The organism is Streptomyces sp. SP18CS02 (assembly GCF_036322365.1).
Classification (GTDB): Bacteria; Actinomycetota; Actinomycetes; order Streptomycetales; family Streptomycetaceae; genus Streptomyces.
In genome coordinates, this window is the sequence record NZ_JAQYXC010000297.1 from 65,237 (window position 1) to 78,603 (window position 13,367).

The 13,367-nt window shown below is 72.1% G+C and carries 11 protein-coding genes; 9 read left to right on the top strand and 2 right to left on the bottom strand.

Annotated elements, in window-relative coordinates; all coding sequences use genetic code 11:
* Positions 1–19 precede the first annotated feature (19 nt).
* From PUR26_RS29060 to PUR26_RS29070, 3 genes are all read left to right on the top strand, one after another.
* Positions 20–1,186, top strand: a complete 1,167-nt coding sequence (locus tag PUR26_RS29060) for an AAA family ATPase (RefSeq protein ID WP_329876847.1) — start codon at positions 20–22, stop codon at positions 1,184–1,186.
* Complete coding sequence (locus PUR26_RS29065) at positions 1,183–1,551, top strand: nucleotide pyrophosphohydrolase (RefSeq protein WP_329876849.1); 369 nt, start codon at positions 1,183–1,185, stop codon at positions 1,549–1,551. The genes PUR26_RS29060 and PUR26_RS29065 overlap by 4 nt, the downstream gene beginning before the upstream one ends.
* 125 nt (positions 1,552–1,676) lie before the next feature.
* Positions 1,677–2,195 (top strand): DUF6099 family protein, encoded by a 519-nt coding sequence (locus PUR26_RS29070; protein WP_329876851.1) that lies wholly within the window; start codon positions 1,677–1,679, stop codon positions 2,193–2,195.
* 20 nt (positions 2,196–2,215) lie between these two features.
* Here PUR26_RS29070 and PUR26_RS34760 read toward each other — a convergent pair whose 3' ends face one another.
* Positions 2,216–2,626 (bottom strand): hypothetical protein, encoded by a 411-nt coding sequence (locus PUR26_RS34760; protein WP_443077205.1) that lies wholly within the window; start codon positions 2,624–2,626, stop codon positions 2,216–2,218.
* Between the two features lie 247 nt (positions 2,627–2,873).
* On the opposite strand from PUR26_RS34760, the gene PUR26_RS29080 reads away from it, so the two are divergent.
* The 6 genes from PUR26_RS29080 to PUR26_RS29105 all read left to right on the top strand — a co-directional run bounded on the left by PUR26_RS29080 (position 2,874) and on the right by PUR26_RS29105 (position 12,634).
* Positions 2,874–3,797, top strand: a complete 924-nt coding sequence (locus PUR26_RS29080; protein WP_329876853.1) for an LLM class F420-dependent oxidoreductase — start codon at positions 2,874–2,876, stop codon at positions 3,795–3,797.
* Positions 3,798–4,031: 234 nt separating this feature from the next.
* Positions 4,032–5,594 (top strand): 3' terminal RNA ribose 2'-O-methyltransferase Hen1, encoded by a 1,563-nt coding sequence (locus PUR26_RS29085; protein WP_329876855.1) that lies wholly within the window; start codon positions 4,032–4,034, stop codon positions 5,592–5,594.
* Positions 5,591–8,134 (top strand): polynucleotide kinase-phosphatase, encoded by a 2,544-nt coding sequence (locus PUR26_RS29090; protein WP_329876857.1) that lies wholly within the window; start codon positions 5,591–5,593, stop codon positions 8,132–8,134. The genes PUR26_RS29085 and PUR26_RS29090 overlap by 4 nt, the downstream gene beginning before the upstream one ends.
* Positions 8,135–8,291: 157 nt before the next feature.
* A complete protein-coding gene (locus tag PUR26_RS29095; RefSeq protein WP_329876859.1) occupies positions 8,292–9,524 on the top strand; it encodes an arginine deiminase in 1,233 nt (410 codons plus the stop codon).
* A gap of 188 nt (positions 9,525–9,712) precedes the next feature.
* Positions 9,713–10,720, top strand: a complete 1,008-nt coding sequence (gene argF / locus PUR26_RS29100) for an ornithine carbamoyltransferase (RefSeq protein ID WP_329876861.1) — start codon at positions 9,713–9,715, stop codon at positions 10,718–10,720.
* Positions 10,721–11,200: 480 nt separating this feature from the next.
* Positions 11,201–12,634: an amino acid permease gene (locus PUR26_RS29105; RefSeq protein ID WP_329876863.1), complete on the top strand. Its 1,434-nt coding sequence runs from the start codon at positions 11,201–11,203 to the stop codon at positions 12,632–12,634.
* Here the strand turns inward: PUR26_RS29105 and PUR26_RS29110 are convergent.
* Positions 12,606–13,031 carry an ATP-binding protein gene (locus PUR26_RS29110; RefSeq protein ID WP_329876865.1) on the bottom strand — a complete coding sequence of 142 codons (426 nt, stop codon included), beginning with the start codon at positions 13,029–13,031 and terminating at the stop codon, positions 12,606–12,608. The two genes, PUR26_RS29105 and PUR26_RS29110, sit on opposite strands and share 29 nt — an antisense overlap.
* Between the last annotated feature and the right edge of the window lie 336 nt (positions 13,032–13,367).

A 13,367-nucleotide genomic window follows, 5' to 3' on the forward strand; every position in this document is an offset into this window, starting at 1 on the left:
CCGCTCATACCGTCCGACCATGTACGCATCGCGCTCGAACCCCCCGGCCGCACACCCAGCCCGCCCCGCCCGTCCCGTCCTTACCGAGTTGAGGCTCTCCGCGTTCCGGTCGCACCGCGCGGCGGCGTTCCCCCTGGCACCGGTGACGCTCTTCGCGGGAGCGAGCGGCAGCGGCAAGTCGACCGCTCTGGAGGCGTACGAGGCGCTGGCGCGGCTCGGCGCGGGCGCCACGCTCACCGAGGTCTTCGGTGACCCGGCCGGGTGCGTTCCGGAGCGTGCCGAGGCGGACGCACAGGGCCGGCGGGGTTTCCGGATCGGCTGCACCGTGGACGGCCCGGCCGGTCCGGTCCGGCTCGACCTCGCCGTCCAGGCCGAACCCGAGCCGCGGATCGTCGGCGAACGGCTGACCGGTGGCGACGGACGCACCCTGCTGACCACCGCGCTGCGCGATCCGGGACGCCGCACCGTGCAGGCCCAGTGGCACACGGCGGGATCGGTGACGGTCACCCGCGCCCCCCTGCCCGACGACCGGCTCGGCACGGCGCTGCTGCCGCTGCGGGTCGCGGGCAGGACGGAAGCACAGCTACGGGTGCTCGCCGCCGCCGAACAGGTCGTGGTGGCACTGCGGTCGGTCTTCGCCTGCGACCCGCAGCCGCAGAACATGCGGTCCCCCGTACCGGTCGGCGACGGCCGGCTGCGGCGCGGCTGCGACAACCTCGCCGAGGTGCTGCACCGCACCCGCACCGGCTGCCCCCGGCGCCACGCGCGGCTGGCGGCCGTGGCCCGCGCGGGCTGCGCCGCACCCGTGCGTGAGCTCGCCGTCGAGGAACTGGCCGACGGCACGGTACGCGCGGTGCTCGGGCTGGAGGGCCGCGGCGGCACACCGATGGGACGGCTCGGCGAGGGCGAGCTGCGCTACCTGGCGCTCGCCCTGGTCCTGCTCACCGGCCCGGGGGTGCTGGCCATGGACCAGGCCGCGGAGGTGCCCGGCGCCATGCAGACGCTCACCGTCCTCGCCGACGGCTTCGACCGCGGGATGGACGGCCGTCAGATCACCGAACTGGCCGCGCTGGCCGCGCGGATCTGCGCCGAGGGACACATCCGGCTGGTGGGAACGGTCGGCGAGGCGGGCGCGAGGGCCGCGCGGGGAAGGCCGGGAGTATCGGTGGTAGACCTGTCGCCGTGACAGAACCGGATGTTGAAGGACTGCAGCGACGGCTCGCCGAGTTCGCGGCGGCCCGCGCGTGGCAGCCGTACCACACGCCGAAGAACCTGGCGGCGGCCCTGAGCGTGGAGGCCGCCGAACTGCTGGAGATCTTCCAGTGGTTGACGCCGGAGGAAGCCGCGCGGGTGATGGACGAGCCGGACTCGGCCCACCGCGTGGCGGACGAAGTCGCCGACGTGCTCGCGTATCTGCTGCAGTTCTGCGGTGTTCTGGGCGTGGATCCGCTCAGGGCGCTCTCCGAGAAGATCGACCGGAACGAGATCCGCTTCCCCGTGGGGCGCCCGCCCGGCCGTGCCAGGCACCCTGATCGTCACTCTTCGGAGTGATCGAATCATGCACACTGAGCTTCCTGTCCACAGATTTCCGAATTCCCCTGGCTTTTAGGCTCATTCGCCTTCACTCTGGGTAGTGAATGAGTAGACAGATAGTCGTACGAACGGGGGCGGCTTACATGGATGCGGAGCGGCTCATCGCTACCAGTCGGCGTGCCCTGGCGGAGAGCCGGGCCGCTCTGGACATCGTGGCCGAAGCCTGGCAGGCGCAGTCCCTCGCGCAGGCGATCGGCGGTCATCTGGCGCTCGTCGGACCGCCGGAGCTCCGGGGGGACGCGGACGGGCTCAGCGAGATCGGCGGGCGCGGGTTCATCGGGCCCGGCCACCCGGCGCTGCGCGTCGGGGGGATGCGGGCGGCGCAGCTGACCGGAGTGGCCGATCTGCGCGGCGCCCTGCTGGAGCTGGGGGTGCTGCTGGGGGAGGTGGGGATCGCGCTCGTCGGCGTCGCCTGCGCCACCGACGAGGAGGGGCTGTACTGGCAGAGCATCGAGGCGATAGACGCCGCCGACGAGTCGAGCGACCGGGTGCGGGTCATGCTGCGGCGGCTCACGGTGCGCGAGCGGAGCAGACCACCCGGCGCGGACCGTGAGCGGTCGTCCGTCACGGATCCGGCGGACTCGGCGGCGAAGTCGTCGTGACCCGGCGGCCGGCCATCCCTTCAGGAGCGCCCGGACGGGGCCCTCCCGGCACCGGACCGGTCGGCTCCCCGCTCGTCCGCGGTGTTCTGTTCGCCTGCGCGGTCCTGTCCACCCGCCGCGCCTTGTTCACCCTCGGCGCCCGACCGCCCGCGGGACCGGGCCCGCGCCCTGCCGGCGCGGTGGCCGGCACCGCTCTCCGCCGTGATCTCGCGCCCGCCCTCGCCGTCACCGTAGCGCTCGGCCGACGACTGCAGGTCGGCGTCGAGCCGGGACAGGTCGGCGGTGAGCGCCGCCATCATCGCCTCCATCTGCTGCAACAGGCCCTTGGGGGCGCCGGCGCCTTGCTGTCCGGGCAGGCCCTGATCGGGCCTCACCCGGTCGGGCCCGGTCTGTTCGGGCACGGCTTGCTCGGGCACGGCTTCCTGGGACATGACGGCCTCCTCGGCCCGGGCCCTGCCCGTGGGGGAGGGCGACCAGAGAGAACGACGCACCGACGGCTGCCGCCGGCGCGCGGGCCGGGCGGTCCGGCTCCGCCCGAGCCAACGAGGGCCGCGGGCCGGGGGTCACTGGCGGGGGCGGGCGCGGGCCACCGGTTCGACGATGTTCACCCGGGTGGGCCGTTGGCGGCCGGCCGGGGGAGGTGCGGTCGACGGCCGTCCGACGGTGCAGGATGGACGGATGGACCTTCGAATCTTCACGGAGCCCCAGCAGGGGGCGAGCTACGACACCCTGCTCACCGTCGCCAAGGCCACCGAGGACCTCGGCTTCGACGCCTTCTTCCGTTCCGACCACTATCTGAAGATGGGGTCCGTCGACGGGCTGCCCGGTCCGACCGACGCCTGGATCACACTGGCCGGTCTGGCGCGTGAGACCAAGCGGATCCGGCTCGGCACGCTGATGACCGCCGCCACGTTCAGGCTGCCGGGCGTCCTCGCCCTCCAGGTGGCCCAGGTCGACCAGATGTCGGGCGGCCGGATCGAGCTCGGGCTGGGCGCCGGCTGGTTCGAGGAGGAGCACAAGGCGTACGGCATCCCCTTCCCCAAGGAGAAGTTCGGCCGTCTGGAGGAGCAGCTGGCGATCGTCACCGGTCTGTGGGCCACCGAGGTCGGTGACACGTTCTCGTACGAGGGCGACCACTACCGGCTCGAGGACTCGCCCGCGCTGCCCAAGCCCGCCCAGGACAAGGTGCCGGTGCTGATCGGCGGCCACGGGCCGACCCGCACGCCGCGCCTGGCCGCGCGGTACGCGGACGAGTTCAACATGCCGTTCTCTTCGCCGCAGGACAGCGAGCGGCAGTTCGGCAGGGTCCGCGCGGCCGCCGAGGAGGCCGGGCGCAAGGGGGACGACCTGGTGTACTCCAACGCACTGGTCGTCTGTGTGGGCAGGGACGACGCCGAGGTGGCGCGGCGAGCGGCGGCCATCGGACGTGAGGTCGAGGAGCTGAAGGAGAACGGGCTGGCCGGCTCACCGGCCGAGGTCGTCGACAAGATCGGCCGGTACGGTGCCGTCGGTGCCTCCCGGTTCTACCTCCAGGTCCTGGACCTGGACGACCTCGACCACCTGGAGCTGATCTCCTCGCAGGTCCAGTCGCAGCTGAGCTGAGCCGGCCGGGCCCGGCCGGTCCGGTCCGGGCCCGGGTGGAGCCGTGCCGGGCCGGTTCGCGACCTGCCGCAGGCGAGGGAGGGGGCGGGGGCCGGGGGCCTTCCCTCTCGGCGGTCCGGCGGTCCGCCCGGCCGGTTCACCGGTCCCCGGTCGCCGGCGGGCGGTCGGCCCGGCAGCGCGGGCCCCGGCGAAATCCGCTGGTCGCGGTAGTCGGGCCCGGCCATACTCGGACATGTGTTCCTGACGATCAGTACGACCGGTACCCCCGAGCGCCCCGCCACCGACCTCGGCTTCCTGCTGCACAAGCACCCCGACAAGGCGCAGGCGTTCTCCACCTCGCACGGTACGGCACACGTGTTCTACCCCGAGGCGTCCGCCGAGCACTGCACGGTGGCGCTGCTCCTTGAGGTGGACCCCGTGGCGCTGGTCCGGCGCGGTAAGGGCAAGGGCCGGGGCGGCGCCCCGGACGCGGCGCTCGCGCAGTACGTGAACGACCGTCCGTACGCCGCCTCGTCACTGCTCGCGGTCGCCCTGAGCACCGTCTTCAAGAGCGCCCTGCGCGGTGCGTGCCCCGCGCTGCCCGAGCGGGCCGCGGCGGCGCTGCCGCTGCGGATCGAGATCCCGGCGCTGCCCGCGCGCGGTGGCGCCGAGCTGGTCCGCAAGCTCTTCGAACCGCTGGGCTGGGCGTCGGTGCGGGCCGAGCCGGTGGCGCTGGACGAGCGGTTCCCGGAGTGGGGCGACTCCCGCTACGTACGGCTGGTGCTCACCGGTGAGCTGCGCCTCGCCGACGCGCTGCGCCACCTCTACGTCCTGCTGCCGGTCCTCGACGACGCCAAGCACTACTGGGTGGCTCCGGACGAGGTCGACAAGCTGCTGCGGGCCGGCGAGGGCTGGCTGGCCGGGCACCCCGAGCAGAAGCTGATCACCAGCCGCTATCTCTCGCGCCGCTGGGGGCTGACCCGGCAGGCGATGGAGCGGCTGGAGCTGGTGCGGCTCGCCGCGGCCGACGACCTGGAGATCGAGGACGTCGACAACGCCGTCGACGAGACGACCGACACGGAGGACAGGCCCGTGCCGCTCGCCGAGCAGCGTCGGGACGCCATCCTGGAGGCCCTGCGCACGGCGGGGGCGGCCAGGGTGCTCGACCTGGGCTGCGGGCAGGGCCAGTTGGTGCAGGCCCTGCTCAAGGACGTCCGCTTCACGGACATCGTGGGTGTCGACGTGTCGGTGCGGGCGCTGACCGTCGCCGCGCGCCGGCTGCGGCTGGAGCGGATGGGCGAGCGGCAGGCCGGCCGGGTGACGCTGCTCCAGGGTTCGCTGACGTACACCGACAAGCGGCTCCAGGGATACGACGCCGCGGTCCTGAGCGAGGTCATCGAGCACCTCGACCTGCCGCGGCTGCCCGCTCTGGAGTACGCGGTGTTCGGGTCGGCGCGACCGGGCACGGTGATCGTGACGACGCCGAACGTCGAGTACAACGTCCGCTGGGAGACCCTGCCCGCCGGCCATGTGCGCCACGGCGACCACCGCTTCGAATGGACCCGGGGCGAGTTCCGCGCCTGGGCGCGCGGCGCGGCGCGGCGCCACGGGTACGGCGTGGAGTTCCTGCCCGTCGGCCCCGACGACCCGGAGGTCGGGCCGCCCACGCAGATGGCCGTGTTCAGCAGGGACCGGGCACCCGGGCCGGCCCCGGAGGACGGCACGACCGCCGTACCGCGGGGCGACGCCACCGCCACCGCCGCGGCCGCGGCCGCGGAGACCACCCCCACGCACGCGAAGGAGGAGAAGGCGGCATGACCGGCACCCCGACCCGCACGCTTCCCGTCACCGACCTGTCCCTCGTCGTTCTCATCGGGGCCACCGGCTCCGGCAAGTCGACCTTCGCACGCAAGCACTTCAAGCCCACCGAGGTCATCTCCTCGGACTTCTGCCGCGGACTCGTCGCCGACGACGAGAACGACCAGAGCGCGAGCAAGGACGCCTTCGACGTCCTGCACTACATCGCCGGCAAGCGCCTCGCCGCCGGCCGGCTGACCGTGGTCGACGCGACCAGCGTGCAGCAGGAGAGCCGGAAGCAGCTGGTGCGGCTCGCCCGGGAGCACGACGTGCTGCCCATCGCGATCGTCCTGGACCTGCCCGAAGAGGTGTGCGCCGAGCGCAACGCCGCCCGGCCCGACCGGGCCGGCATGCCCCGCCACGTCATCCAGCGCCACCGCCGCGAACTCCGCCGTTCCCTGCGCGGGCTGGAGCGCGAGGGCTTCCGCAAGGTGCACGTACTGCGCGGCGTCGAGGAGGTCGAGGCCGCCGAGGTCGTACTGGAGAAGCGCTACAACGACCTGCGCCACCTCACCGGCCCCTTCGACATCATCGGTGACATCCACGGATGCAGCTCCGAGCTGGAGACCCTGCTCGCCAAGCTCGGCTACGAGGAGGGCAGCCACCCCGAGGGCCGTACCGCCGTCTTCGTCGGTGACCTCGTCGACCGGGGACCCGACAGCCCGGGCGTCCTGCGCCGCGTCATGGGCATGGTCGCGTCGGGCGACGCGCTGTGCGTGCCCGGGAACCACGAGAACAAGCTCGGACGCTGGCTCAAGGGGCGGAAGGTCCAGGAGACCCACGGCCTGGCCGAGACCATCGAGCAGCTCGGGCGCGAGAGCGAGGAGTTCCGCGCGGAGGTGGCGCGCTTCATCGACGGACTCGTCAGCCACTACGTCCTCGACGAGGGCAAGCTGGTCGTCTGTCACGCCGGCCTCCCCGAGAAGTACCACGGACGCACCTCCGGGCGGGTGCGCTCGCACGCGCTGTACGGCGAGACGACCGGCGAGACCGACGAGTTCGGGCTCCCCGTGCGCTACCCCTGGGCGGAGGACTACCGGGGCCGCGCGGCGGTCGTCTACGGCCACACCCCCGTCCCCGGCACCTCGTGGATCAACAACACCATCTGCCTGGACACCGGCGCGGTCTTCGGCGGGAAGATGACCGCGCTGCGCTGGCCCGAGCGCGAGATCGTCGACGTACCGGCCGAGAAGGTCTGGTACGAGCCGGTCAAGCCGCTCGCCACCGACGCGCCCGGCGGGCACCAGGGACGGCCCCTCGACCTGGCCGACGTGCACGGCCGGCGGGTCGTGGAGACCCGTCACCTGGGGAACGTCGGGGTGCGCGAGGAGAACGCCGCCGCGGCGCTGGAGGTCATGAGCCGGTTCGCGGTGGACCCGCGGCTGCTCGCGTACCTCCCCCCGACCATGTCGCCCACCGCGACCTCCCGGGCCGAGGGGTACCTGGAGCACCCGGTGGAGGCGTTCGCGCAGTACCGGGCGGACGGTGTCCGGCAGGTCGTGTGCGAGGAGAAGCACATGGGGTCGCGGGCCGTCGCCCTGGTCTGCCGGGACGCGGCGGTGGCGCACGAGCGGTTCGGCTCCGAGCGGGCGACCGGCGCGCTGCACACCCGGACGGGCCGGCCGTTCTTCGACGACGAGACCGTCACCGAGCAGGTGCTGGAACGGCTGCGCGCGGCGGTCACGGCCGCCGGCCTGTGGGACGAACTCGGCACGGACTGGCTGCTGATCGACGGTGAGCTGATGCCGTGGTCGCTGAAGGCGTCGGGTCTGCTGCGCGCGCAGTACGCGGCGGTGGGCGCCGCCTCCGGCGCGGTGTTCCCCGGCGCGATCGCCGCCCTCCAGGCCGCCGTCGACCGGGGGGTCGGGCTGGAGGACCTGCTCGGCAAGCAGCGCGAACGGGCCCGGGACGCCGAGGCGTTCACCGATGCCTACCGGCGGTACTGCTGGGGCACCCAGGGTCTGGACGGCGTGCGGTTCGCGCCGTTCCAGATCCTGGCCGCCCAGGGACGCTCGCTCGCGGCCGTCCCGCACGACGAGCAGCTGGCCCTTCTCGACCGGCTGGTCGAGCACGACGCCCCCCGCGGCGGACTGCTCCAGGCCACCCGCCGGCTGGTCGTCGACACCGGCGACGAGGAGTCGGTGCGCGCGGGTGTCGACTGGTGGCTGGAGCTGACCGGCGCGGGTGGCGAGGGCATGGTCGTCAAGCCGTTGCAGGCGTTCGCCAGGGACGGGAAGGGGCGGCTCGTCCAGCCCGGCATCAAGGTGCGCGGCCGCGAGTACCTGCGGATCATCTACGGTCCCGAGTACACCCGGCCGGAGAACCTGGACCGGCTGCGCGAGCGCTTCCTGGGCCACAAGCGGTCGCTCGCGCTGCGCGAGTACGCGCTGGGCCTGGAGGCGCTGGACCGGCTGGCCGACGGTGAGCCGCTGTGGCGGATCCACGAGGCGGTCTTCGCGGTCCTGGCCCTGGAATCGGAGCCGGTGGACCCGCGGTTGTGACCACCGCGCCCCGGCGCTTCCCGAGCCGGGAGCCGCACGGGGAGGCACCGCCGGTGCCTCCCCGTGGGGGTGATCGACGCGGTGCCGTGACGGATGCGACTCAAGAGCAGCGGCAGTTCGCCGGGTGAAGAGTGCTCCACGTGGTGAGGATGGAGTCATGGGATTCCATGTCGATTCCGAGACCGGGCGGCTTCGCCGCGTCATCCTGCACCGGCCCGATCTGGAGCTGAAGCGGCTGACCCCCAGCAACAAGGACGCGTTGCTCTTCGACGACGTGCTGTGGGTGCGCCGGGCACGCCATGAACACGACGGATTCGCCGATGTGCTGCGCGACCGGGGGGTGGAGGTGCATCTCTTCGGAGACCTGCTGCGCGAGGCCCTGGAGGTCGGGGCGGCCAGAAAGCTCGTGCTGGACCGGGTCTTCGACGAGAAGGAGTACGGTCCGCTGGCCACGGATCACCTGCGAGCGGCGTTCGACCAGATGGATACGGGGGATCTGGTCGAGGCGCTGGTCGGGGGGATGACCAAGCGGGAGTTCCTGGCCGGTCACCCCGAACCGACCTCCGTCCGCTTCCATGTGATGGACCTGGACGACTTCCTGCTACGGCCGCTGCCCAACCATCTGTTCACCCGGGACACCTCGGCCTGGATCTACGACGGTGTCTCCATCAACGCCATGCGCTGGCCGGCCCGGCAGCGCGAAACCGTCCACTTCGAGGCCATCTACAAGCACCACCCGCTCTTCACGAGCCCCGAGGCCGGCCCCTTCCACCACTGGTCGGAGGGGCAGGACGACTACCCCTCCACCATCGAGGGCGGCGACGTCCTGGTCATCGGCAACGGGGCGGTGCTCATCGGGATGAGCGAGCGCACCACCCCGCAAGCCGTCGAGATGCTGGCACGCGGTCTGTTCGCCGCCGGGTCGGCCCGCACCATCGTGGCGCTCGACATGCCGAAACGCCGGGCGTTCATGCACCTCGACACGGTGATGACGATGGTGTCCGAGGACACCTTCACGCAGTACGCGGGGCTCGGCATGCTCCGCTCCTACACCATCGAACCCGGCGACGGAGGGCAGAGCCTGCGGGTCACGGACCATCCGCCGGAGCACATGCACAGCGCCATCGCGGCGGCGCTGGGACTGAGGGAGATCCGGGTGCTCACGGCGAGGCAGGACGTGCACGCCGCGGAGCGCGAGCAGTGGGACGACGGGTGCAACGTGCTCTCGGTGGAGCCGGGCGTCGTCGTCGCGTACGAGCGCAACGTCACGACCAACACCCATCTGCGCAAGGAGGGCATCGAAGTGATCGAGATCCCCGGCAGTGAGCTGGGCCGGGGCCGGGGCGGCCCCCGCTGCATGAGCTGCCCGGTGGAGCGCGACGCCCCCTGAAGCCGCTCCCCTGGACCAGGCCGCCGATCCGGCCTGGTCCAGGCAGGGGGCTCCGGGGGCGCGGGGGCGGCGCCACACGGGTGAGGGGGGCGGTCGAGCCCAGGGGCGGGGACCGAGGCTCCGTATAAGAATTCTAAGTCTCGTATAGACTTTCATTGTCCTCGTATGCGAACCCTGGAGCGTTCCCCATGGCCCCCGACCTCACCGGCCGCCACTTCCTCAAGGAGCTGGACTTCACCGCGGAGGAGTTCCGCAGCCTTGTCGATCTGGCCGCCGAACTCAAGTCGGCCAAGAAGGCGGGCGTCGAGGTCCAGCGGCTGCGCGGCAGGAACATCGCGCTGATCTTCGAGAAGTCGTCGACCCGTACGCGCTGCTCCTTCGAGATCGCCGCCGCCGACCAGGGGGCCACGACCACGTACCTCGACTCGACCGGCTCCCACATCGGCAAGAAGGAGTCCGCCCGGGACACCGCCCGGGTGCTCGGCCGGCTGTTCGACGCGATCGAGTTCCGGGGGGACGACCAGTCGACCGTCGAGGAGCTCGCCGCTCATGCCGGAGTCCCGGTCTACAACGGCCTGACGGACGACTGGCACCCCACCCAGATGCTCGCCGACGTGCTCACCATGACCGAGCACACGGCCAAGCCCCTGGAGGACGTCGTGTTCGCCTACCTGGGTGACGGCCGCTACAACATGGGCAACTCCTACCTGGTCACAGGCGCGCTGCTGGGCATGGACGTGCGCATCGTGGCGCCCGAGGCGTACTGGCCGGCCGAGGAGATCGTCGACATCGCCCACAAGGCCGCCGCGGCCAGCGGTGCGCGCGTCACCCTCACCGAGGACGTCGCCGAGGGCGTCCGGGGCGCGGACTTCGTCGCCACCGACGTCTGGGTCTCCATGGGGGAGCCCCAGGAGGTCTGGGACGAGCGCATCGCCGCCCTCGCGCCGTACGCGGTGACGATGGACGTCCTGCGGGCCACCGGAAACCCGCAGGTCAAGTTTCTGCACTGTCTGCCGGCCTTCCACGACCTGGGCACCGCCGTGGGCCGCGACATCCACGAGCGCCACGGTCTGCGCGAGCTGGAGGTCACCGACGAGGTCTTCGAGTCGGAACACTCGGTGGTCTTCGACGAGGCCGAGAACCGGATGCACACCATCAAGGCGGTGATGGTCGCCACGTTGGCCGGCGAGCGGTGAGGCGCCCCGCGCCGCTGCGGCGGCTCCCGGTTCCGGTCCGGGGCCGGTGGAGCCCTTCGAGGGCACGCCGCCGGGGGACCCCGGGATAGGCATGCGCCCGATTGGGTGAATATGCGGGGTAGTGGATACAATCAGGGCACATGGTGGGGTTCTGGCTCGCGCAGCCGAACCCCACTTCGCTGTGTGCGAGCGGCGGCAGCCCGTACGGCGCCTGGGCCGGTCATGCTGAGACCCGGGCAGGGCGGCGGTGCCACCGCGCGCCACCCGTAACACCCGCGCCACCCGTAACACTCGCACCCGTTGTACTACCCGTCACACCCGCACGAGCAGTGGCACTGAGCCCCATCAGGCCGACAAGCACGACCGGCACCACCGCACCCACCAGCACCGCCGGCACCCGGCACCGCCCGCACCAGGCACCACCCGCACCGCCGGGCACCACCAGCGCCATCAAGCACGACCAGAGAAGAGAACCACCCCATGCGTCCCACCGGATCGCGCATCAAGACACCCGCCCAGCTGGTCGCCGAATCAGGCGCGGACCTGGAAGGGCACGGCCTCAAGCGCACCATGGGCCTCTTCCAGCTCGTCTGCTTCGGAGTGGGTGCCATCGTCGGCACCGGCATCTTCGTAGGGCTCTCCGACAGCGTCGCGGAGGCCGGCCCCGCGGTCGTCGTCTCCTTCGTCCTGGCCGCGATCACCTGTGTCTTCACCGCCTTCTCGTTCGCCGAGCTGGGCAGCGCGATCCCGGTGTCCGGCAGCTCCTACTCCTTCGCGTACGCCACCCTCGGCGAGCGTCTCGCGTTCCTCGTCGGCTGGTGTCTGCTGCTGGAGTACGGCGTCTCCGTCTCCGCGGTCGCCGTGGGCTGGGGCCAGTACCTCAACGAGCTCCTCGACAGCCTGATCGGCTGGCAGCTGCCGGCCGCCCTCTCCAGCCCGCCGGGCGAGGGGGGAGTCATCAATGTCCCCGCCATCGTGGTGATCGCGCTCGCCGCGCTGCTGCTGGTCCGTGGCATCCGCGAGAGCGCCCGCGCCACGGCGGTGATGGCCGTGGTGAAGATCCTGGTCCTCGTCCTCTTCTGCGCCATCGCCCTCACCGCGTTCGACTCCGGCAACCTGTCGCCCTTCGCCACGCACGGCCTGATGGGCGTGACGTCGGGTGCCTCGGTGGCGTTCTTCTCGTACATCGGCTTCGACGCCATCACCACCGCCGGCGAGGAGGTCAAGAACCCGCGCAGGAACATCCCTCTGGCGATCATGATCTGCATCGGCATCGTCACGCTGCTCTACTGCCTGGTGGCCATCGCCGCGATCGGCGCCATGTCCGCCGACGAGGTCGCCGACCAGCCCGCCGCGCTCTCGATGATCGTCGACGCGGTCACCGAATCGTCCCTGGGCGGCGGGGTCATCGCGTTCGGCGCGGTCGTCGCCATCGCGTCGGTCGTGCTGGCCGTGATGTACGGCCAGACCCGCATCCTGATGTCCATGTCCCGCGACGGGCTGATCCCACGGGTCTTCGAGCGGGTCTCGCCGAAGACCGCGACACCCGTCGCCAACACCTGGATCGTCGCGGCCGTCTTCGCCGTCCCGGCCGCCGTGGTCCCGCTCGACGTGGTGATGAACCTGACCACCATCGGCACCCTCGCCGTCATGGTCGTGGTCAACATCGCGGTGATCGCGCTGCGTCGCCGCTACCCGGGGACGGAGACCGGCTTCCGGGTGCCGCTCTACCCGGTGAGCCCCGTTCTCGGCGTGCTCTTCTGCCTCTACCTGATCTGGGGCACGGGCTGGACGACCTGGGTGCAGTTCGCCGCCTTCCTGGTGGTCGGCGCCCTCGTCTACGCCCTCTACGGACGCCGCCACTCGCGCCTGGGCGCCGCGGCGGTCACGGAGTCCGCAACGCCGGAAGGATGAACCAGACCGCCTTGCCGTGCGGGGTGGGGCGGTGGCCGCAGGCCGAGCTGAGCGCCCGGATCAGCAGCAGACCGCGCCCGTGCTCCTGCCAGGGATCGGGCTCCGGCAGGGGCTCGCCCGGGGCCAGGGCGCGGGGCGGCGCCGGGTCGCGGTCGTGCACCTCGACCTGGCAGCCCGACGGCAGCAGCTCCACGACCAGCTCGATCGGATCCTCGCCCGTCGTGTGCTCCACCGCGTTCGCCACCAGTTCCGCCGTCAGCAGCTCGGCGGTGTCGCTGTCGGCCGACACCTCCAGATCCGCCAGGGCCGTACGTATGAGGGCACGGGCGAGGGGCACCGCCGCCGTGCTGTGCGGCAGTGCGATGCGCCAGAAGGCGGGACCGGAGGCTTCGAGCAAGGTGGGGGGTCCGTTCCGGGTGTCCGTTCCGGGGTTTCCGTCCGGGTGTTCGTTCGTTCGGGTGGTTCGTCCGGCGTGGCCCGTCACCGGAGCATGAGGTCCGAGCGGTCCATGGGCGTCATGAAGGGTCATGCGGGTCACCGGCTGCCCGCGAGGGTGTGAAGCCGGTCATAGCCATGACACCCACGGGCCCACGAGCGGGCTCGCGTGCGTCCCCGGGAGCCCACGTGACTCCTGCGGCACGTGGCGTCTCACCTTCAACCATACGGAGTGCGGGCAGCCGGACCGGAGGCGCCCGTCCCATCCGCCGGGGACCTGTGCCAGAGCTGGTACAGG

Excerpts from the sequence above, each read along its gene's own strand:
- PUR26_RS29060 (WP_329876847.1), top strand. The coding sequence starts at position 20 with ATGTACGCATCGCGCTCGAACCCCCCGGCCGCACACCCAGCCCGCCCC.
- PUR26_RS29070 (WP_329876851.1), top strand. The coding sequence starts at position 1,677 with ATGGATGCGGAGCGGCTCATCGCTACCAGTCGGCGTGCCCTGGCGGAG.
- PUR26_RS29105 (WP_329876863.1), top strand. The coding sequence starts at position 11,201 with ATGCGTCCCACCGGATCGCGCATCAAGACACCCGCCCAGCTGGTCGCC.
- PUR26_RS29095 (WP_329876859.1), top strand. The coding sequence starts at position 8,292 with ATGGGATTCCATGTCGATTCCGAGACCGGGCGGCTTCGCCGCGTCATC.
- PUR26_RS29090 (WP_329876857.1), top strand. The coding sequence starts at position 5,591 with ATGACCGGCACCCCGACCCGCACGCTTCCCGTCACCGACCTGTCCCTC.
- PUR26_RS34760 (WP_443077205.1), bottom strand. The coding sequence starts at position 2,626 with ATGTCCCAGGAAGCCGTGCCCGAGCAAGCCGTGCCCGAACAGACCGGG.
- argF (WP_329876861.1), top strand. The coding sequence starts at position 9,713 with ATGGCCCCCGACCTCACCGGCCGCCACTTCCTCAAGGAGCTGGACTTC.
- PUR26_RS29080 (WP_329876853.1), top strand. The coding sequence starts at position 2,874 with ATGGACCTTCGAATCTTCACGGAGCCCCAGCAGGGGGCGAGCTACGAC.